This is a genomic window from Cytobacillus praedii, assembly GCF_001439605.1.
Lineage (GTDB): Bacteria > Bacillota > Bacilli > Bacillales > Cytobacillaceae > Cytobacillus > Cytobacillus praedii.
Genome location: NZ_LMBX01000009.1, coordinates 135,952 through 157,482, shown reverse-complemented (window position 1 = coordinate 157,482; position 21,531 = coordinate 135,952). Strand labels below are relative to the sequence as shown.

The 21,531-nt window shown below is 38.0% G+C and carries 20 protein-coding genes; 3 read left to right on the top strand and 17 right to left on the bottom strand.

Going from position 1 to position 21,531, the window contains the following annotated elements; genetic code table 11:
• Positions 1–4: 4 nt before the first annotated feature.
• The 8 genes from ASU02_RS12040 to ASU02_RS12005 all read right to left on the bottom strand — a co-directional run bounded on the left by ASU02_RS12040 (position 5) and on the right by ASU02_RS12005 (position 8,231).
• Complete coding sequence (locus ASU02_RS12040; protein ID WP_057763918.1) at positions 5–916, bottom strand: ABC transporter permease; 912 nt, start codon at positions 914–916, stop codon at positions 5–7.
• A gap of 35 nt (positions 917–951) precedes the next feature.
• Positions 952–1,914 (bottom strand): oligopeptide ABC transporter permease, encoded by a 963-nt coding sequence (gene opp4B, locus ASU02_RS12035; protein WP_057763870.1) that lies wholly within the window; start codon positions 1,912–1,914, stop codon positions 952–954.
• A 5-nt stretch (positions 1,915–1,919) separates the two neighbouring features.
• The gene (locus tag ASU02_RS12030; RefSeq protein WP_057763868.1) at positions 1,920–2,852 is read right to left on the bottom strand and encodes an ABC transporter ATP-binding protein; all 933 of its coding nucleotides are present in this window, start codon (positions 2,850–2,852) and stop codon (positions 1,920–1,922) included.
• Positions 2,839–3,855 carry an ABC transporter ATP-binding protein gene (locus ASU02_RS12025; RefSeq protein WP_057763866.1) on the bottom strand — a complete coding sequence of 339 codons (1,017 nt, stop codon included), beginning with the start codon at positions 3,853–3,855 and terminating at the stop codon, positions 2,839–2,841. The genes ASU02_RS12030 and ASU02_RS12025 overlap by 14 nt, the downstream gene beginning before the upstream one ends.
• A 310-nt stretch (positions 3,856–4,165) precedes the next feature.
• Complete coding sequence (locus ASU02_RS12020; RefSeq protein WP_057763864.1) at positions 4,166–4,912, bottom strand: YjbA family protein; 747 nt, start codon at positions 4,910–4,912, stop codon at positions 4,166–4,168.
• Between the two features lie 91 nt (positions 4,913–5,003).
• Complete coding sequence (locus ASU02_RS12015; RefSeq protein WP_057763862.1) at positions 5,004–5,735, bottom strand: DUF2268 domain-containing protein; 732 nt, start codon at positions 5,733–5,735, stop codon at positions 5,004–5,006.
• A 259-nt stretch (positions 5,736–5,994) separates the two neighbouring features.
• Positions 5,995–7,233, bottom strand: coding sequence for a beta-ketoacyl-ACP synthase II (gene fabF, locus ASU02_RS12010; RefSeq protein WP_057763861.1), 1,239 nt, complete (start codon positions 7,231–7,233; stop codon positions 5,995–5,997).
• A gap of 65 nt (positions 7,234–7,298) precedes the next feature.
• Positions 7,299–8,231, bottom strand: coding sequence for a beta-ketoacyl-ACP synthase III (locus ASU02_RS12005; RefSeq protein ID WP_057763859.1), 933 nt, complete (start codon positions 8,229–8,231; stop codon positions 7,299–7,301).
• Between the two features lie 217 nt (positions 8,232–8,448).
• Here ASU02_RS12005 and ASU02_RS12000 point away from each other — a divergent pair, with 217 nt between their 5' ends.
• Positions 8,449–8,805 carry a hypothetical protein gene (locus ASU02_RS12000; RefSeq protein WP_057763857.1) on the top strand — a complete coding sequence of 119 codons (357 nt, stop codon included), beginning with the start codon at positions 8,449–8,451 and terminating at the stop codon, positions 8,803–8,805.
• A 185-nt stretch (positions 8,806–8,990) separates the two neighbouring features.
• Here the strand turns inward: ASU02_RS12000 and ASU02_RS11995 are convergent, their stop codons facing one another.
• The 4 genes from ASU02_RS11995 to ASU02_RS11980 all read right to left on the bottom strand — a co-directional run bounded on the left by ASU02_RS11995 (position 8,991) and on the right by ASU02_RS11980 (position 11,618).
• Positions 8,991–9,185, bottom strand: coding sequence for a ComZ family protein (locus tag ASU02_RS11995; protein WP_057763855.1), 195 nt, complete (start codon positions 9,183–9,185; stop codon positions 8,991–8,993).
• Between the two features lie 22 nt (positions 9,186–9,207).
• Entirely contained in the window at positions 9,208–10,158 is a 951-nt protein-coding gene (locus tag ASU02_RS11990; RefSeq protein WP_198317434.1) for a BMP family ABC transporter substrate-binding protein, read from the bottom strand.
• 141 nt (positions 10,159–10,299) lie between these two features.
• Entirely contained in the window at positions 10,300–10,797 is a 498-nt protein-coding gene (locus ASU02_RS11985) for a hypothetical protein (protein ID WP_057763851.1), read from the bottom strand.
• An 80-nt stretch (positions 10,798–10,877) separates the two neighbouring features.
• A complete protein-coding gene (locus ASU02_RS11980; RefSeq protein ID WP_057763849.1) occupies positions 10,878–11,618 on the bottom strand; it encodes an alpha/beta hydrolase family protein in 741 nt (246 codons plus the stop codon).
• A 218-nt stretch (positions 11,619–11,836) separates the two neighbouring features.
• Between ASU02_RS11980 and ASU02_RS11975 the strand changes: the two genes are divergently transcribed.
• The gene (locus tag ASU02_RS11975; RefSeq protein WP_057763847.1) at positions 11,837–12,028 is read left to right on the top strand and encodes a DUF2929 family protein; all 192 of its coding nucleotides are present in this window, start codon (positions 11,837–11,839) and stop codon (positions 12,026–12,028) included.
• 41 nt (positions 12,029–12,069) lie between these two features.
• Here ASU02_RS11975 and clpB read toward each other — a convergent pair whose 3' ends face one another.
• Both clpB and ASU02_RS11965 read right to left on the bottom strand, forming a co-directional pair.
• Positions 12,070–14,676, bottom strand: a complete 2,607-nt coding sequence (clpB, locus tag ASU02_RS11970; RefSeq protein WP_057763845.1) for an ATP-dependent chaperone ClpB — start codon at positions 14,674–14,676, stop codon at positions 12,070–12,072.
• 290 nt (positions 14,677–14,966) lie between these two features.
• A complete protein-coding gene (locus tag ASU02_RS11965) occupies positions 14,967–15,146 on the bottom strand; it encodes a YjzC family protein (RefSeq protein WP_057763843.1) in 180 nt (59 codons plus the stop codon).
• Between the two features lie 177 nt (positions 15,147–15,323).
• Between ASU02_RS11965 and ASU02_RS11960 the strand changes: the two genes are divergently transcribed.
• On the top strand, positions 15,324–16,136 hold the full coding sequence (locus tag ASU02_RS11960; RefSeq protein ID WP_057763840.1) for an undecaprenyl-diphosphate phosphatase: 813 nt from the start codon (positions 15,324–15,326) through the stop codon (positions 16,134–16,136).
• 224 nt (positions 16,137–16,360) lie between these two features.
• Here ASU02_RS11960 and argF read toward each other — a convergent pair whose 3' ends face one another.
• The 3 genes from argF to ASU02_RS11945 are packed head-to-tail and all read right to left on the bottom strand — an operon-like array spanning position 16,361 to position 21,505.
• Positions 16,361–17,317 (bottom strand): ornithine carbamoyltransferase, encoded by a 957-nt coding sequence (gene argF / locus ASU02_RS11955; protein WP_057763837.1) that lies wholly within the window; start codon positions 17,315–17,317, stop codon positions 16,361–16,363.
• Positions 17,317–20,430 carry a carbamoyl phosphate synthase large subunit gene (locus ASU02_RS11950; RefSeq protein ID WP_057763835.1) on the bottom strand — a complete coding sequence of 1,038 codons (3,114 nt, stop codon included), beginning with the start codon at positions 20,428–20,430 and terminating at the stop codon, positions 17,317–17,319. Before ASU02_RS11950 ends, argF begins: the two co-directional genes overlap by 1 nt.
• Positions 20,423–21,505: a carbamoyl phosphate synthase small subunit gene (locus ASU02_RS11945; protein ID WP_057763833.1), complete on the bottom strand. Its 1,083-nt coding sequence runs from the start codon at positions 21,503–21,505 to the stop codon at positions 20,423–20,425. Before ASU02_RS11945 ends, ASU02_RS11950 begins: the two co-directional genes overlap by 8 nt.
• Positions 21,506–21,531: the final 26 nt, after the last annotated feature.

Below are 21,531 nucleotides of genomic sequence, written 5' to 3'. Positions count from 1 at the left end.
CTTTTTATCCTCTTCTTTGTCTTGCGTCGGTTGCACGCTTTAACGCCTGTCCGACGTTATTTATACTTAACATCAATACTAGAATAAGTAGTGATGCAGGTACCCAAATCCACCATCTGTCTTGCAATGTTTGCGGGTTTCTTGCATAGCTGACTAGTGTTCCAAGGCTTGGAGTGCTCTCAGGGAAACCAAATCCCAGGAAGGAGAGGCCTGATTCCAAACCAATATTTGCCGCCAAATTTAAAGTCATCGCAACAATAATAATTGAACTTAAATTCGGCAAAACTTGAGTAAACAAAATCCTAAAATTAGAGCTTCCTAGCGTTTTCGAAGCTTGAACATAATCTAGTTCTCTTTCTTGCAGAGTTTTAGAGCGAATGAGCCTTGCTTTTCCCATCCATAGAAACGCAGTCATAATTAATGAGAATGAGAGAATACTATATTTCGGGACAATCGCTACAAAAACAATAACGATCATAAGAAATGGCAATATCATAAAGAAATCAACGATTCGCATCATAATATTATCTACTGCTCCGCCAAAATAACCAGAAACCATGCCAAAAATTATTCCAATTAGACCAGTCATCACTGTGACTAAAATGCCGATTGAAAGAGAGTTGCGTGTGCCAATAATCAGCTGGCCAAAAATATCTCTGCCGCCATAATCTGTCCCAAGCCAAAAATCAGCTGATGGAGGCTGATGTATCGCAAATAAATCAACTGTTACGATTTCCTCTTGATCTAAAAATAACGATATCCCATATACAAATGCAGTTATAAGTACTAGAAATATAAGCGAGAGTAAAGCTACTTTATCACGGACAAGCTCCCGCCAGATAATCCGCCAGCCTGACGGGGTTTTAGCAGGTTCTTCCACTTTACTAAGCAGAAGAGGGTTTTTACTTGTTTCGATTTCCAATTGAATCACCTCAGAGTCTGTCAGAGTACTTATTTAATTCGAATACGCGGGTCAACAATGCTTAAGATAATATCCGAAAGCAATGAACCTAGTATGGCAGCAATCCCAAATAATAGGACACAGGAAGTAACAACGGTGTAATCTCGTATATTAATTGATCCGAGAAATAGCTGACCAATCCCTGGATAACTAAAGATATTTTCGATAAAAATGGATCCGCCAATGAGCCCAGTTATTTCATATCCGAAAAAGGCAGCAATAGGCAACAATGAATTTCGTAAGATATGCCGATTATAGACTCTTGATTCAGAAGCCCCCTTTGCTCTTGCTGTTTGGATAAAGTCTTTTTGTTTAATATCAATAATTTCACTCCGCAAATATTGGACAGTACCAACTGTAGCTATTAAAGCTGCTGATAAAGCAGGAAGCAGCATATGTTTGAATTTACTTACAATATATTCAAACGAACCAGGATCTAGTCCAGGTTTCACACTTCCCCCTGAAGGGAACCATCCAAGTTTAAATCCAAAGATCCAAAGCATGACTAATGCAAAGATAAATAACGGCATCCCAAAACCAACATAAGTGTAGCCTGTAATTAATCGATCTCCCCATGTATCATTGAATCTTCCGCTAGTTATTCCTAGTGGAATCGCAATTAAATATGTAATAATGAGAGTTAACAATGCAAGCCAGAAGGTATTTGTTAGCCTCTGACCAATTATTTCAGAAACCGGCATTTTAAATTGAAAGGATTGACCTAAATCCCCTTGAACTGCATTTTTGATCCAATCCCAATACTGGACATACCATGGATTATTTAACCCGAGAGCCTCTCTCTTAGCCTCTATTGTCGCTGGGTCGATATTTGGATCAATTAACCCGCTCAGCGCATCACCTGGCATCATTTTCGCCAAAATAAAGATGATGACACTTAATAAAATTACTTGAGGGATCATTACAAATATTCTTCGTACAGTAAATTTCCACATATTATTCAACCTTTCTCAGGCAAAGCCACTAAATGAGATTCAGAAACTGGCTGCAGCATATAAGCAAGTCCTTCACTATTGAAGTATTTATCGTATGATTTCTCATATTCTGATCTGACTTCTTGCCGGAATTTTATATGCTCAGCACGATTTCTTGGATTAATATCCGGTATCGCTGCCACAAGACGTTTAGTGTATATGTGCTGCGGGTTATTAAATATATCTGCTGGGCTTCCTTCCTCAACGTAGCGCCCCTTATACATAATTCCAATTCGGTCGCACATATGTTTAATGACACCTAGATCATGACTAATAAAAAGATAAGTAAGACCTAGCTCTTTCTGAATATCTTGCATAAAGTTTAGAACTTGTGCCTGTACAGAAACATCAAGAGCTGAAACCGGTTCATCCGCTATGATCAGTTTAGGCTTAAGAGCAATAGCTCTTGCTATTCCAATACGCTGGCGCTGCCCACCTGAAAATTCATGTGGATATTTATAAATACTCTCTGGACTAAGTCCAACCTGCTCCATTAGTTCCTGAACACGTTTTGTTTCTTCAGCCTTTGTTAGCTTTTCATAATTTCGGATTGGCTCAGCGACAATGTCAATGACACGCTTCTTCGTATTTAATGATGAATACGGATCCTGAAAGATCATTTGAACATCCTTGCGTATATCCTTACTAACCTTGCGTATATTGGTTATATCTCGCCCTTCAAAAGTGATTTTTCCAGAGGTGATATTATTTAATCCAATAATGGCCCGTCCTGTTGTCGTTTTCCCGGAGCCCGATTCTCCAACAAGACCATATGTTTTTCCTTTCTCTATTGATAAGGAAACTCCATCAACTGCCTTGATATGTCCAACCGTTCGGCCAAACAGCCCGCCTTTAACTGGAAAATGCACCTTTAAATCTGTAACTTCAAGAAATGACATTCTGTTTTTCCTCCTTGCTTTCATGAGGGAAGTAAAAGTGTTTATAGCATGTGCAGCGTACAAAATGACCTGGGCTTACTTCATGTAAAACTGGATTTTTCTCATGGAATGAGGAATCTACCCAAGGAATCCGATCGCTAAATCTGCACCCTTCTCGCGGAAGATTCTGCAGTGATGGCACTACCCCTTGAATAACATGCAGTCTCGAGTTCGTTTCATCTGAATTTGGTACAGAATTCAATAACGATCTAGTATACGGATGAAGAGGATTTTCAAATATGGTATAAACATCCGCAATTTCAACAATTTGTCCAGCATACATGACTGCGACACGATCTGCCATCTCCGCAACAACCCCAAGGTCATGTGTAATAAGGATGATTCCAGCATGGCTATCTTCTTTAAGTACTTTAATAAGATCAAGAATTTGTGATTGAATCGTTACATCCAGTGCTGTAGTTGGCTCATCAGCTATTAATAGCTCGGGATTATTGGCAATGGCCATTGCGATGACAACCCTTTGGCGCATCCCACCAGATAATTGATGTGGAAATTGATTATATGTATATTCGGGACGGGGAATTCCGACCTTTTTTAATAACTCTATTACTTTTACTTTCCTTCCATTAACAGAAAGATTTTTATTATGTAGTAACAGCGTTTCTCCAATTTGATCTCCTATAATCATTAAAGGATTTAATGCTGTTAGAGGATCCTGAAAGATCATTCCCATATCCTTCCCGCGGAATTTATTCATATCGTTAGGAGGAAGATTGGCTATATTTTTTCCTTTAAATAAAATATTACCTTCAATTGTTGCTCTGCTATGAAGTCCCATAATAGAAAAAGCTAAGGCGCTTTTTCCGCATCCTGACTCCCCAACAATTGCCAGCAGCTCATTTTTATTAACAGTAAGTGATACATCATCAACTGCTGCATAATAATCATCTTTTATCCGAAACGATGTTTTTAAGTTTTCAATTTTTAATAACTCTTTACTCAATGTAATCCACCCTTATAAATATCTTTTTTTATACTTTTTAAGTTCCAATTAAATCGGACATCCGTTGAGTTTAGTGAAAATAGTCAATATTTCATATTTTTAGATAAGGTGTAATCTTTTGTTAACTTAATAATTAATTCAATATTATTACAATTATTAAATTATTGCAATATAAAAATTTACAGAAAATTTAAAACCTCAAAAACATTTGAAAAATAAACTGCGGAATTTCGCCTTGCTTTTAAACATAAAAAAGCCAATCCTTATTGTAAGAATCAGCTTCATAATCCATATTTTTTTCTGCAATTTTTCAATTGACCTTTGGCCCATGCTCCATTTCCCAAAGCTTTTCAAAGAATGGCTGGCCTTTAATTAGATTCTCACAAAATTTTTCATGCTTGTTTGTCCAGCCATATTTACTTTGTTCAAATAATTGCAGCCATGCATGGTCAAAATCCATCTGCTGAATTTCTGAATAATATTCCGGACTCCATTCAGTAAACCAATATCTTACCTCTGCAACATTTTTAGAAGAATATAATTGATCAAGTGCCATAAACAGTAATTGCTTCAGCTGTCTTTCCTTTCTAGTCAAGCCATTCATCAGTTCTGGTGAAGGAGATAGGATATGAAAATCCTTTAATGCTCTTTGATCATTGAAAGAATAAGAAATCGCTTCATGATTATCTAACATTTCATATGCTAATTGTTCTTGTCGAGGAATAAGGCGGCTTTTACGAATAGGAATATTGTAACCAATCGTATCTACTGCTAAAATCCCCATTCCATCTGATACAACAAAACAATATTCCAATTGAACTCGCTCATGGTTTTTTCGTAAATACGCCTTTTGATAAATATCATCCAGAAGCTGCTGAGGAAGCTCTGATAAATCATTTTCAATGTAATGAAATAAAATGGGATCAATTTTCAATAACGGCACTTGATCAAGCAGCTCTACGCCATCATCTTTACGCCATTCATGAAAGTGGCAAACATTATAACCATTTTCTTCACCTTCGAACCAGTTCACCCAAACGTCATGAAGATATAACATCTTTTAACCCCCACTTTTACAAAATGTTTACCAATAAGTATGGGCAAAAGACAGTAAATTTATTCCTAAATTAGCAATAGGTAAGATGAAACTATGAATGAAACCCTAAAAGAAATTGCTCTGATGGCAAATTAAATGAATCTTCTATCCGAAGTTTTTTATCCTCACAATACCTTGAAACAATCTCAAAACCTGCTGCATATCCAATCATTTTGGGATACCCTTTAAAACCATATAGGATTTCATCATGCAGCTTTTTATTCTTCGTAACATGAAGCTCTTTGCTCAAAAACTTTTCCCAGTACGTATTAATTTCTTCTTGTGTATAATATTGACACCATTTTGCCTGATAGCTTTCACCGCAATAGTCAGCTACTGCATGCTCGGCAAGTCCTTCCAAAACGATTGAATCTAATAAAGTACAATCCAATATTTGTTTTTTCTGCCTGTTTAATCTGCAAACATGGTGGTATTCATGAATTAATAATGCTTCGATTTCTTTTTTATCCTCTAGAGGAGGCAAGAAGAGAAACAGCTTATCCTTGAAAGCTACACCAGATTTTTCCCCCTCTCTCTTATGGAATAGGCTGTTATTCGCTGACGCCGGAAAAATATAGATTTGAACATTTGGTCCCTTCCATTTTTTTCTATACCCCTGGTAAATCCTCTCTGCCGTGTTCCAGGAGTTTAATTCTTTTAATTTTTTATAATCCTCATACGTCCTGCGATTAGGTCTATACATGCCAAAGTTCAATAAGTAATTATAAATATTACCCGGTATCTCTTCCCCAAAGGTCTCCAAAAGCTCTTGGCAAATTTTCACTGGATTATCAAAGTCTTTCTCAAGCCATTCATCTGTCCTAACTACCCCAACCTTCTCACCTGCCGTTTTTCAGAATATCCGCTAAAATATAGTTTATGATTTGGATAGTCGTTTGTTTAATTGGTATTGAGAGAAATCCTCTTGCACATTGCACCTAAACTGAACACGAATTCCTGTGTATCATTATATTCTTCATTTGCGGAATTCTTACCGAAAAAGACTAAAAAAGACCAAATCAAAGTGATTTGGTCTTAAATAATTACTCATATTTTTTAAAAGCGATTGTAGCATTGTGTCCGCCGAAACCTAAGGAGTTACTAATAACAGCTTTGACTTCTTGTTTCCTAGATTTGTTCGGCACATAATCTAAGTCACACTCTGGATCAGGTGTTTCATAGTTAATTGTTGGGGGCACTTCACCATCCTGTATTGCCTTGACCGCGAAGATAGCTTCAATTCCACCAGCTGCCCCCAGAAGGTGTCCAGTCATCGATTTCGTTGAGCTTACCGCTACCTTATATGCGTGCTCACCAAATACTTCTTTAATAGCCAATGTTTCAAATTTATCATTATAATCAGTACTCGTCCCATGAGCATTGATATAGTCAATTTCCTCCGGTTTTAGCCCGGCATCATCAATTGCCATTTTCATCGCTCTTGCTCCACCTTCTCCAGCTGGTGCAGGTGCTGTAATATGGTAGGCGTCGCCAGTTGCGCCATAACCTACGATTTCGGCATAAATATGAGCTCCGCGAGCTAAGGCATGTTCTAATTCTTCGAGTACAACGATTCCGGCTCCCTCACCAATTACAAATCCATCACGATTTTTATCAAATGGCCGGCTTGCGGTCTTTGGATCTGGATTTGTAGATAATGCCGTATTCGCACAGAATCCTGCAACAGACATTCTTGTTATCGGTGCTTCTGCACCTCCTGTGATCATTGCAATCGCATCCCCACGCTGAATGACCTTGAATGCATCACCAATTGAATTCGTCCCTGTCGCACAAGCAGTTACAGTACAGGAATTAAATCCCTTTGCTCCTAATATAATCGATACTTGGCCAGTAGCCATATCCGGAATCATCATCGGAACAAAGAAAGGACTTACCCTTCTATACCCCCGATTTAGAAACGTTTCAAATTGATTTTCGAAGGTTTCCATCCCGCCAATTCCTGATCCAATCCAAACGCCAACACGATGGGCATTTTCATCATTGATCGACAGATTTGCGTCTTTTACCGCCATCAAGGAAGCAGCAATCGCATAGTGAGTGAAGCGATCCATTTTGCGGGCATCTTTCTTCTCAATATAATCTTCAATATTGAAATCTTTAACTTCCGCAGCCACTTTAGCAGGATATTCATCCGCATTAACCCTTGTTAACGGCCCTACACCAGATACGCCAGCCAATAGATTTTTCCAAGTTGTTTCTACGTCATTTCCAAGTGGTGTTACAGCGCCAATTCCTGTAACAACAACTCTTTTTTTATCCATTTTATTGAATCTCCTTTACTAGAAAAAATTTTGGTATTACTAATGTATAAAAGCCTAATTATTTTTTAACGTCCCCAGCGAAGTGCAATCGCTCCCCAGGTTAAACCTCCGCCAAAACCAACCATAACAATTAAATCATCATCTTTCACTTTTCCTGCTTCTAATTCTTCTACTAAGGCAATCGGAATCGAAGCGGATGAAGTATTTCCATATTTATGAACGGTTTTTGACATTTTTTCTTCAGGTAAATCAAGCCGTTGTCTAGAAGCCTCCATAATCCGTATATTCGCTTGATGGGGGATAAGAAGATCAACATCTGCTTTAGAAAGACCGGCTTTCTCCAATACTTTTACACTGCTTTCTCCCATTTGCCGGACAGCAAACTTAAAAACTTCACGCCCATTCATAACAATATAATCTTCCTGATACAAATGCTTTCCACCACTGCCATCTGCCCCAAGATCAAATGAGAGAATTCCTCTTCCTTCTGATACAGGACCTAGAACAACTGCACCCGCACCATCCCCGAATAGGACGGCTGTATTCCGGTCTTCCCAATCGGTAATTTTTGAAAGCTTCTCAACACCTACTACTAAAATATACTTATATGAACCACTTTCAATAAATTGTTTTGCCGTTATCATACCATACATAAAGCCAGCACATGCAGCACTCACGTCCATAGCTGCTGCATTTACTGCTCCGAGCCTTTCTTGAAGCACTGTTGCCACAGATGGAAAAGGCCGGTCAGGCGTTACAGTTGCTACGATAATCATGCCAATTTCTTCAGCTGGGATATTGGCATGAGCAATCGCATTTTTTCCAGCCTCATAAGCAAGATCAGATGTATCTGTATCATCATCCGCTATTCGTCTTTCTTCAATTCCTGTTCTGGTTCTAATCCATTCATCTGAAGTATCTACCATTTTTTCGAGGTCTGCATTTGTAAGTATTTTCTCAGGGAGACATCTTCCGATCCCGATAATTCCTGCATTCATCCAGCCCACACTCCTTTTTTATTTCTTTTTTGTTTATTCATACGTTCAATTATTTTATTATCAATTATTATGACTTGGTACTAATTTTATCAAATTTCCACGTTAATAATCAAGATATAATTTAGTTCTCCACAAATTTACTAGAGACATCTATCTATACGACCGGATTAAAAAATCATAAGCTAATATACACGATTCTTAAGGAGGTGGGAGAAATATGGAGGAAGAAAACATAAAATTTTTGGATACAGAAACAGACCCGCTAACAAGCTTTATGTTCGGGAAGCACAAATACAATAGAAATTCTGATGAAATCAATGAATTAGTCCACAAGGAGTCTAGAGAATTCGATGAACCCTCACTAAAAAAAAGGGAAAGAGATTGGCTTTTTGGAGTTAAAGAAGATCGAATAGATGAAAAAAAACAAGATCTAGGTGCACTAACTTTTCTAAATAGAATTGACATAGGGGAACTTATTGAGAATATTGAAATTCTCATCAATTCAACTGATCAATTAAAACCTTTATATAAAAAAGCAACCCCTCTTATTAGTCAATTTTTAAAGAAGTCATAAGAAAAACGGAAGCGCATGGGTAAGCGCCGTACAATCGCAAAAGGTCCGCTTCTTTCGAGACAAGAAACATGTTGAGCGAGAGCGAACCGATGTCCACAAATCTTAAAGATAGAACCTGAGGTTTGATAGACATTAGACAATCATAAACAAACCGGCTTCTTCATCAAAGCCGGTTTGTTCCTTCATTATTCCAATTCTTTAATCGCGTCTGCTTTTCCCATTTCATAAGCCTCATTCATAACCTTAGTAAATAAGTTCATAAATGGCTGAATCATTTCCAATGAAAGTTCTATTCCTGCTTCATCTAATTGCTGCTTTGCTTCCGGTATGTATTTCATTGCAATTTGCATAAATTCTAATGTTTTATCTGTCGGCTGCATTTAGTGTTCCTCCCATAGCTGATCATTCATTCGGTAATTTACCTGTTTTTTTATACTTTTCTATTGCGGCATTAATTAAATCAACATATTCTTTGTCTACATTAGGGCTGAATTTACCTAAAGTAATTACTTCATCTTGAAAGTCAAAAGAAAGGTTTCCTGATTTTAGCTTCCCTTCATTGAATCTCTCGGCTACTAATTCATATAGGACATCTACATGCTGAATCGTGCTTGTTAATACTGCTGATTCACCAAGGTCAGACTGATCTGAAATATACCCTATTGCATAATGTCCTTTTTCTTTCACTTTTTCAATAACCGGGACATTGTATCCATCTCCTGCAGGATATATAACATCTGCATTTTTGGCAAAAATCCTATCCAAACTTTGAAATGCTTGCGTACCATCATCCCAATTGCCAACATACTCAATAATTACTTTTACATTTTCATTCTCATAATTTGCACCCTCATAGAAGCCTTCTATTTCAGGTTGCCACTCATATGCAGCAATTATGCCAATTGTATCCGTTTTTGTCATATGCCCAGCAATCATTCCTCCGAAAAATCCCATCGCATAAGCTTCGAAATTTAAGCTTGTTGTGTTAGAATTTTTAGCGTCACCATTAAAACTGACAAAATGGATATTTGGATATTTCTTTGAAATTTTGTTAAAATACTCAGAATACTCATTCCCATGGCCAAATATAATATTAACACCTTTTTGATCGAACTCTTTTACTGCACGCTCCACAACCATTTGGGAGTTCATGCCTTCTTTATAGTAAACTTCTATATTATGATGGGATTGTATTTTTAGCATTCCTTTGTAGCCTTTTGTACCCCAAACTTGATCATTTATCGTATCCGGGACTAGCAAGCCAGCTTTCTTAAGATTTCCCGCAGACATTGCTTGTCCACAAGAGGCTAATAAAAGAAGGCATAAAAGGATCATCCCAAAACGCAATATCATTTTATGCATCTTCCATTACTCCGCCTCTCTGTAATAGCCACATCCATATTTCCCTCTTTCTATCTATCCTGAAAAATACCCGACTATTTGTATTCTACCCTTAACAGCTAAGAATTGAAAAGTGTTTTTTCCGTTACTTAGCTAGAATCCGCTTTCTATTAAGTCTTTTATAGTTTCTTTACTTATTACAAGTTCTCTTGAAAAATAATGGCATTGATAATTACTAGCCTTCACATATTGAATTAATTTATGAGACTCATATGGAGATTCATGATCTTCAATAGGGAGAAGGCATATCACTTTTGACTGCGTATCCTTTATCTTATTTTCATTATGGACAAGAAACTTGTTAAGGTTTTCACTAATTTCCATCGCATAGTCAAGTTTAGACAAGAAAAAATAATTCAAATCAACAATAATTAATGTTTGCTCTTGAATCTCTGTGAAAGGCAGCCACTCTTTCTGAACGACTTCTTGAAAATTGGCATTTCTGCCTATTTCCATTCGCTTTTTCTCAACAAGTTCCTCATCCATATCCACATAATGAACGCCTGTTACCTCATATCCCTCCTCCAATAAGGAGGTGCTAAAGTAAAACCCAAAACTTTCGTATGTCCCTATAATTACTGCCCTGTCCATTTCCATGCCCCCCTGTTTCTATAATGTATCCTATGCTAATAAACTATTATTTATTTCCTTTAATCTAAGTTGGGCTAGGATTATAAAAATCTTTCATTTTTCTTCAAAAAATTAACGATTTGACCGCCAATTCCTTGTCTTTTTTCAGGCATGATATAACAAATGGAAAATGGCAATTCCTTTTCTCTCCAGTTAACTGTAAGACTTTTCAAAAGGTTTGCTTGTTTATAGGCACGTCGATCAGATAATATTTGAATAACCTTAAGAGGGATTGGATCATTTTCTATTATATCTGTACTTACCTGCTTAATTTTTGCTTCCACCAGCTTCATCTCAGCATCATATGAATCGGAAAGTTCTCTTAGTAATTTCTTGTAAAAAAATTTATGTTCTTTTTCCAATTCTAAATGGTGAGGCAGGGAGACAATCGGATTAATTAATACACAGGTTCGAATCTGACTAGGACCCATTTCATTCATCAGCCTAAGAGCGATTAATGCGCCCATTCCCTCAGCAATGACATGAATTTTCTCATTGATAATCTCAGTACGGATAATATGCTCATACAATCTTCTTGCAAGATGGACTGCTTTGTCATTTCCCCAGTTCTTCCCATAAAGATTTGAATAAAAGATGGTATATCCTTCTTCTTTAAATTGCTTTAGTAAGGCTGACTTCCCCTCGTTTTGTGTCCAAAAACTGTTTTCAGCACTCACAAAATTTCTTTCATCACCAATTACAAGGATACCGAAACCACTAGGCTTTTCGGGATAATGAATCATGTTCCATTCGGTATCCAGTTGAAAGTTTCGGCTTTCCATTTTATTTTCTCCTTTCCTATGGTCGTTCCTAATAATGTATGAAACCTCACATAAAATGATAGGGGGTTTGCCCATGTTCTATTGGTCAAATATCATTTAAGGAAAAAGTATTGCCTCAATTTTGTAATTGATTCGAATTTATTGGCATAATAACGTTTATTAATTATTGGGCTTATGGTAATATGAAAAGGGATTTTAAAATGTAAGAGGTGAATACATTGAGATTCTTTTGGACTTTTTTCTGGACATTTCTTCTTGTGCAAATGATTAACTATGTTGTTAGTTCAATGATCGGTACAGCTTTCAACTTGAAAACTGGTTCCATTCTTGCAGTAGCTGCAACAATTTTAATTTTCATCGTTGCTTCCATTATTCCTGAGGGCCCAAGTGAAAAAGAAGCTATTCATTAAAAATTAGTCATCCTGCCAATAGTCAGGATGACTTTTTAATTTTATTTAATCTCTAATGCAATGTCATCGTTTTCAATTAAAATCGTTACTTGGCTATAATCTTTGATTTGCCCTGCAATTATTTTTTTAGCTAGTAATGTTTCAACATTTCGCTGAATAAAACGTTTTAATGGTCTTGCTCCATAAACAGGATCAAAACCGTTTTCTGCAATATATTCTTTTGCCTCTTCGTTTATACTAAGCTGAATATGCTGATCTTCTAATCTTTCTTGAAGCTCTTTAATTAGTTTGGAAACGATCGCTTTAATTTCTGTTAATGCTAATGGTTTAAATAATGTAATTTCATCCACCCGATTTAAAAACTCTGGACGGAAATGTCCCCTTAAAGTATTCATCACTTTTTTCCGTGTTTCTTCATTAATAATGTAGTCCATTTTCCCTTCAACGCGTTCAAGCAAAAACTGTGAACCAATATTGGATGTCATAATGATTACTGTATTCTTAAAATCAACTGTCCGCCCCTGAGAATCCGTAATTCTTCCATCATCAAGCATTTGCAGAAGGATGTTAAAAACCTCAGGGTGAGCTTTTTCAATTTCATCAAGCAAAATAACAGAGTATGGCTTTCTTCTTACTGCTTCCGTCAGCTGTCCCCCCTCTTCATATCCTACATACCCAGGAGGTGCACCAATTAATCTTGATACGGCATGTTTTTCCATATACTCTGACATATCAATCCGAATGATTTGTTCTTCACTATCAAATAATGATTGTGCAAGTGCCTTTGCCAGCTCTGTTTTCCCAACACCTGTAGGGCCGAGGAAAATAAATGATCCAATTGGACGATTCGGATCCTTTATTCCAGCTCTTGCACGGAGTACTGCATCAGAAACAAGTCCAACTGCCTCATCCTGCCCGACAACTCTTTCTCTTAAAATATTTTCGAGCCGAAGCAGTTTTTCTCTTTCCCCTTCAACAAGCTTAGCCACTGGGATCCCTGTCCACCTTGCAACAATACCTGCAATTTCTTCTTCTGTAACCTCTTCTCTTAATAATCGGTCCCCTTCACTGTTATTCACTTCTATTTCTAGCTGTTTCAATTCTTTTTCAAGCTCAGGGATTTTTCCATGGCGAAGTTCTGCCGCCTTGTTAAGATCATAATTATTTTCAGCATCCTGAAGTTCATGCCGCAATTTTTCAAGCATTTCTCTTTTCTGCTGAACCCGTTGCAGCCCTTCTTTCTCAAGTTCCCATTTGGCCTTCATGGAATGCGCTCGATCCTTCATTTCAGCTAATTCCTTTTGTAAGGATACAAGCCTTGCTTTACTTTCCTCATCATTTTCTTTTCTTAATGCAGCTTCTTCAATTTCGAGCTGCATGACACGTCTAGTCACCTCATCTAATTCTGTAGGCATAGAATCAATTTCTGTACGGATCATTGCACATGCCTCATCAACTAGATCAATTGCTTTATCTGGAAGGAAACGGTCTGAAATATACCTGTCCGACAATGTTACTGCAGCTACAAGTGCCCGATCATGAATATTGACTCCATGGTGCACCTCATAACGTTCCTTTAATCCTCTTAAAATAGAAATTGAATCCTCCACATTCGGTTCCTGGACGAGCACCTGCTGAAAGCGTCGCTCAAGCGCTGGATCTTTCTCAATATATTTCCTGTGCTCGTCAAGCGTTGTCGCTCCAATGCAATGCAATTCCCCTCTTGCAAGCATAGGCTTTAACATATTGCCTGCATCCATTGCCCCTTCGGTTTTCCCAGCACCTACAATCGTATGAATTTCATCAATGAAAAGCAGGATCCCCCCCTCGCTTTTTTTGATTTCATTCAATACAGCCTTTAAACGTTCTTCAAATTCCCCCCTAAATTTTGCACCTGCAATTAAGGCACTCATATCGAGTGAAAAGATCGTTTTATTTTTTAACCCTTCAGGTACATCCTTACGTACGATTCTTTGGGCTAACCCTTCAACGATCGCTGTTTTTCCTACTCCTGGTTCCCCTATTAGAACCGGATTGTTTTTTGTCTTTCTCGATAAAATACGAATGACATTTCTAATTTCACTGTCTCTTCCAATGACAGGGTCCAGTTTCCCAGCCTTTACTTCTGCTACAAGATCTCTTCCATATTTCTTTAATGCCTCATAGGTGGATTCGGGATTTTGGGATGTCACTTTTTGATTCCCCCTTATCTCATTTATCGCAATTTCAAGTTTTTCCCTAGTGGCTCCAGCCTTTTTTAATGCAGCACTTGTCTCCGATTCCCCTAAGGAAACAGAAGCTAATAACAAATGTTCTACTGATATGAATTCATCCTCTAATTTTTTCATTTCGGACTCTGCATCAGCTAAAAGACGCTGAAGCTTATTTGTAATGTATACCTTGGCGTGTTCCATGCCGCTTCCTGAAACTTGCGGCTTTTTCCTAAGAAGATACTGAAGCTCCTTGATTATTTTTTCAGCGGAAACCTCTGCTTTTTTAAGGAATGAAATCATAAGACTATTGTCTTGTTCGAGAAGAGCCAAAAACAGATGAACTTCATCTACTTCCTGATGCTGTTCACGAATAGCCATGGTCTGTGCCGTCATAATTCCTTCTTGCAGCCGCTCTGTCATTCGATTTAAATCCATAATGACCTCCTTTTGACCTTTTTTGACCTTTTCTCTTATTATAATCCATATGTAAAGCCATCCACAAGGGATGGCTCCAGCTAAAACTTATTTTATTGTGAATTTTTTAGCAATGCTCTAATCGCGAGGTTACCCTATTTTTAGACTCTCCAGCTTCAGCGCCTATTGAACACCCTCCCCTTCCTGCGATAAGTCAAGCATGAATGCACTATCACTCTTGGTATTTCCTTTATCTCGTCGGAGGAGGTCCAGTCCATACGGCTCTAACAAGGCGCTTCTTCTTTTCTAAATTATGGCTTTCTCTGATAGGTCCAAACACGATTATGGTTAGAGTTTTCAGGGAAACGATCTCCTGCTCTCAGCTTTAACATCTGTGGGTTATTTACATTACTTCCAGTCTCCCCAACCTCAATATATACTCCATTATTTGGCGCTTTTTGTCCTGCTTTAAATTGGCGATTTTGTCCCATGACAAATACCTCCTTTAATTTCTCGAATCTTTAATATTATTTCCAATGAAAATCTCCTCATGAGCAATTATTGTTGCAATTCCAACTAGTAAATTTTAGTATTTTTCTTTACAGGGACTATCTCTTTATAGTTAAATGGGGATGGTATAAGACAAATTTATTGGGGGATATATACTAGTGGAAGATCTTTTCGAACTGCTTAAATATTTATTTCTTGGTCTTTTTCAAGGGATAACCGAACCAATTCCGATTTCATCAAGCGGACATTTAGAAATAGCTGAATACTTTTTTGGATTAGAAATTGAAGGATTAAGCTTTGCCTTATTAGTAAATACAGCTTCTTTGTTTGCAGTATTGTTTATTTATCGTGAAGATATTATGAGACTGATTCGAAATGGACTGCGTTTTATGACAACAAGGGAAAAAGATGCAGAAGCAGATTTTCGATTTATCATCTTTCTAATTATCGGTACAATCCCTGCAGGTGTTATTGGCATATTATTTGAAGACTTCATAGACGAGCATTTAGCGAGTATAAAAACAGTAGGTCTTACCCTGCTTGTTACTGGTCTTGCTTTATGGCTCATCCGTAATTTAAGGGGAAGAAAGAATGATGCAGACCTTTCATATAAGGATGCCATTATTGTCGGTCTTGCACAGGCAGTAGCATTAATACCTGGAATCAGCCGTTCAGGTGCAACAATTGTGGCCGCCATGTCACTTGGGATGAAACAAAAGACAGCGTTGAGGTTTTCCTTCCTCCTGTATATTCCAGTAAGTGTTGGAGGCATGATACTAGGATTTAGCGACATTCTTAATGATGAAAATTTAGCATCTCTCGCATTGCCGTACACGATTGCATTTATCGCTTCTTTAATTGCCTCTTATTTTTCATTGAAATGGTTTATGAATATAATGGCTAAAGGAAATTTAAAGTATTTCGCAATCTATTGCTTTATCGCGGGTCCATTAGTCTTCTTTTTATCTTAATTAAACAGTTAGAGCCCTCTCAGTTGAGAAGGCTTTTTCTATATAAAAGGAATTTATTTCTATAGAGTCAGAGAAGCGTCTTGCTTCAGCGCTTCGCACGACGAAAGGAAAGCTTTTTGGAGGACGTCGCGTGTTTGTCGTCCTCAAGTTCACAAGCCAATCGCCCACCATTCCGAGAGGCTCGACTTGCGCTAGCCGGGGTGAGCGAGGCATTGCTGCATTTCTTATAAAATCTCTGAAAGCAGTGCTTTTTGGACATGGAGACGATTTCCAGCTTGTTGGAAAACTGCTGATTGAGGACCGTCTATTATTCCTGCCGATACTTCTTCCCCTCTATGGGCAGGCAAACAATGAAGGAAAGTGAAATCATCCTTGCTATGTTGGACAAGTTCCTCATTTACTTGGAAGTTCGAGAACACTTTCTTCCTCTGTTCATTTTCTTTCTCCTGCCCCATACTGGTCCATACATCAGTATAAATAGCATCCGCCCCTTTTACTCCTTCAAAAGGATCATTCGTTATCACTATTTTCGATCCACTTGCAGCGGCAAATTCTTTTGCCAATTTAGTAATAGCTGCATTTGGCTCATAGCCTGCTGGACTGGCAATTGTTACATCCATTCCTACCTTCGCCGAGGCAATCATCAGAGAGTGTGCCACATTATTTCCATCCCCTACATAGCAAAGCTTCTGCCCTGTAAGTGATCCCTTTTTCTCTTGAATAGTTAATAGATCTGCTAAAGCTTGGCACGGATGATAAAGATCGGTCAAACCATTAATGACAGGAATGGTTGCATGTAAACTGAGTTCTTCTATTGTTTGATGGGAAAACGTACGAATCATGATAGCATCTACATAATGAGAGAGCACCTTTGCCGTATCAGCAATTGATTCTCCTCTTCCAAGCTGCAAGTCATTGCTGTTTAAATAAAGCGCATGACCGCCAAGCTGCAGCATCCCCGCCTCAAAAGAAACTCTTGTACGTGTGGAAGACTTTTCAAAAATCATTCCTAAGATTTTTCCTTGTAACGGTTTGGGGTCTTCACCCGTATAAGAAGCATTTTTCATTTTTTGTGCTTTTGTGACTAGTCCTTTTATTTCATCGGAGGAGAAATCTGCTAATGTTAAGAAGTGTTTTCCCTTCATATTTAATTTCTTTTCAGTTGTTTGCATCGCAATCATTAGTTATGCACTCCTTCTAATTTCGAATTTTCCGTCCCTTCTTCGAGCCACTCTTCTACCGATTGAACACTCCAATTTTCAACCGTCAATCCTTCTAAAAAAGCCACAAGAGTTTCTAACTCTGTAAAGGTTAATATTCTATTTTTTGTCGCTTCTTCTCTTAGTTTTTTATTCTTTTTTGAATCGTTGGGGCTATAAAGAGCAACAGTTTCTTTCGTCAATTCCTCAGTTAGTACCAACTCCACTCTCGCTGCCACAGCAAGGGAATCCAGTTTACTATCGATTGAATGATCTATAATGGCAATTTGTATTGTCTCCTCCTTTTTCAGCCGTCCATTATAAAATGCCTTCTTTAGTGCCTCCTCATAGGTTGAAGCTAAAGCAATTCCTTCTCCTGTTGATTTCATTTCCGGACCTACTTTCGCATCAAGACCCTTTAATGCATAGTTTGAAAAAACGGGATATTTTACACACACAAATGGATGATTCTGATAATTGGTTATTTCATCATTCGACAATTGATATTTCCCAAGCAATACTTTTGTCGCTATTTGCACAAGCGGAACACCTGTTACTTTACTCACAATCGGAACTGTTCTGCTTGCACGAGGATTTACCTCCAGAACAAAAACTTCTTCCTCATTGATAATAAATTGGATATTCATTAGACCTTTATATTGAAGTTTTTGAACAATAGCCCTTCCATAGGCAATCATTTTTTTCTGGGCATGGTTTGAGAGATTTCTCGGAGGAAGAATGGACATACTATCCCCTGAGTGTACGCCTGTTTTTTCAATATGTTCCATGATTGCGGGTACGCAAATATGATTGCCATCAGCTGCTAAATCAAATTCTGCCTCAATCCCTTGATAGAACTTATCTACAAGGATGGGGTAAGGGATATTTTTTTTCTGCAAATAGGTTTCAAATTCCTTCTTGCAGCCAATGATCTCCATCCCTTTCCCACCAATGACAAACGATGGACGGATCAATACTGGATAACCCAGCTTTTGAATGGCTGCATACAGCTCATTTTTCTCATAAACAACCTCACCATCAATATGGGGAATATTCAAATCGTCTAATAGCTGATAAAAAAGCTTTCGATCTTCTAACCGATCAATGGTTTTTGACTCAGTGCCGAGTAATGTTAATCCGTAGTCTTCTAGTTTCTCAGCAAGATTTAGTGCCGTCTGTCCGCCTAATTGAATGATGACATCTTTTACTTCTTCCGCTTCAATCACATTTAGGATATCCTCAAGGACTAGCGGTTCGAAATAGAGCCGATCTGCAATGGTAAAATCTGTGCTCACTGTTTCAGGATTGTTGTTAATCATAATTGTTTCAATATTTTCTTCCTTTAAAGCAAATACGCCCTGGACGGAGCAATAATCAAACTCAATTCCTTGCCCAATGCGAATTGGCCCGCTGCCAATGATTAAAACTTTCCTCTTATTACTTTTCACAACCTCATTTTCACCAAAATAACTCGAGTAAAAATAATTAGATTGTGCCTCGAATTCTGCTGCACAAGTATCTACCATTTTATATACAGGGAGGACTCCAAGGTTTTTGCGCTTTTCACGAATTTCTCTCTCAGTTACATGCCATTCTTTTGCTAAATATTGATCACTGAAGCCCTTTTCCTTTAAAATTTGCATTTGTCCATGTGTTACTGTGAGGAAGGACAGATCAGCAGCGTAACGCTCAAGTTTTACCAACTCTAAAAAGGAATGTAAGAAATAATAATCAATTTTTGTAATATCATGAAGGGTTTCTGCTGATATTCCGCGGCGCAAGAGCTCCATTACAATAAAAAATCTATCATTTGTTTGCTCTATTAACATTTTTTCTAAATCTTCTGTGGCAGCCTCTAATAAGGATGGTTTCTTTAAATCTAATCCCTTCCCTTCTAAGGAATGGACTGCTTTTAATAGGGCACGTTCGAGGTTTCTATCGATTCCCATCACCTCACCTGTTGCCTTCATCTGCGTACCAAGTTTTCTATCAGCCATAGGAAATTTATCAAAGGCCCATTTTGGAAACTTTACAATTACATAATCGAGAGCAGGTTCAAAGCTTGCAAACGTATCTCCTGTTACTGGATTGATAATTTCTGATAATGAATAGCCCACCGCGAGCTTTGCTGCCATTCTTGCAATTGGATATCCGGTAGCCTTAGAGGCAAGGGCGGAAGAACGGCTAACCCTTGGATTAACCTCGATTAAATAGTAATTTTTGCTTAAGGGATCTAAGGCAAACTGAATATTACAGCCCCCTATGATTCCCAGTGCAGATATAATTTTTATTGATGCCGCTCGAAGCATCTGATATTCCTCATCTGTCAGCGTTTGTGAAGGAGCAACAACTATCGAATCACCCGTATGGATGCCAACAGGATCGATATTTTCCATATTGCAAATCGTAATGCAAGTATCCTTTGAATCACGCATCACTTCATACTCAATTTCTTTAAATCCTGCAATACTCTTTTCAATCAAGCATTGATTGATTGCACTTTCCTTCAAACCACCTTTTACAAGTGCTGTTAATTCTGCAAGACTAGTTGCAATTCCGCCCCCTGTTCCCCCAAGTGTATAGGCAGGACGAACAATGATTGGAAATCCTATTGTTTCTCCGAATTGAATCGCTTCCGCTACATCATGAACAATTGTGCTTTCTGGAACTGGTTCATTTAGTTCTTTCATTAGCTTTCTAAAAGCTTCTCTGTCTTCGCCTTTTTTTATCGACTCCATACTGCTTCCTAGAAGCTTCACACCATAACGCTCAAAAACTCCCGCTTCATTTAGCTGAAAAGCTAAATTTAGCCCTGTTTGCCCGCCTAAAGTGGCAAGGATTCCATCCGGACGCTCCTTCTCGATAATTTTTTCCAGGCTATCTATGGTTAATGGCTCAAAATAAATGCGATCAGCAAACGTTTTATCTGACATAATAGTTGCTGGATTATTATTTACTAGGATGACTTTATAGCCTTCTTCTTTCAATGCTGCACATCCCTGTGTCCCCGCATAATCAAATTCTGCCGCTTGCCCAATTACGATTGGCCCTGATCCAATAACAAGGATAGACTGGATGCTTGTATCTTTAGGCATATGCAATAACGCTCCTCTTCTCGACTTTTATCATATTCATGAATTCATCAAATATATATTCGCCATCAGCAGGTCCTGGATGTGCTTCCGGATGAAATTGAACAGTTTGAATGGGCAAAACTTTGTGAGTGAGTCCTTCGATCGATTGATCATGAAGATTCACAAAACGCTTTTCAAATCCGGTTTTCAGAAGGCTTTCCTCATCAACAACATAGCTATGATTTTGAGAGGACATAAACACCTTGCCATATTTCAAATCAGCTACTGGATGGTTTGCACCTCTGTGACCGAAGGTAAGCTTTTTCGTGTTTCCTCCTAAAGCCAGGACGGCCAACTGGTGTCCTAGGCAAATTCCTAAAGTCGGATAATGTTCTAGCATCTTTTTAACATTTGGTAAAATATTTGTTAATTCTTTAGGATCTCCTGGACCATTGGAAAGAACAATCCCATCTGGTTTTAGATTTTTTATTTCTTTAAAGGCCGTTTGAAATGGAATAGTCGTCACCCGGCAATTTCTCTTTAGGAAAGATTGGATGATGGATTTCTTTGCTCCATAATCAACTAGAACGATGTGTGTTTCCCCATTCCCATAGCACCCATTTGTACTTGCTGTTACCTTCGTAACCTTACCCTCTTTTGGTAATACCCAATTGTGCTTACAATCCAATTCGTTCGAAGACAAAGCAGCCGGCATCGTGCCTTCTTTCCTTATTCTCTTAACAACTGCCCTTGTATCTATATGACCCAATAAAGGAATATTCCATTTTTCCAAATACGCTTTAAGTGAATATTTTGCTTGATAATGGGATGGATGATTCGTTGCTTCATAAACGACTACACCTGCCACATGTGGTTTCTTACTCTCAAAATCCAATTCATTTATGCCATAATTTCCAATTAGAGGATACGTAAAAACGATTATCTGGTCCTTATAAGAAGGATCTGTCAGCACTTCCTGATAACCAGTCATGCCAGTAAAAAATACTATTTCTCCTTCAATCTGCTGTTTAGGAGGAGGTGTCAGCCATTGTCCAAGGAAACTTTGATTATTATTTAAGTGTAAATACCCTTCCATTTTTCCACCTCTTTTTATGTATATTT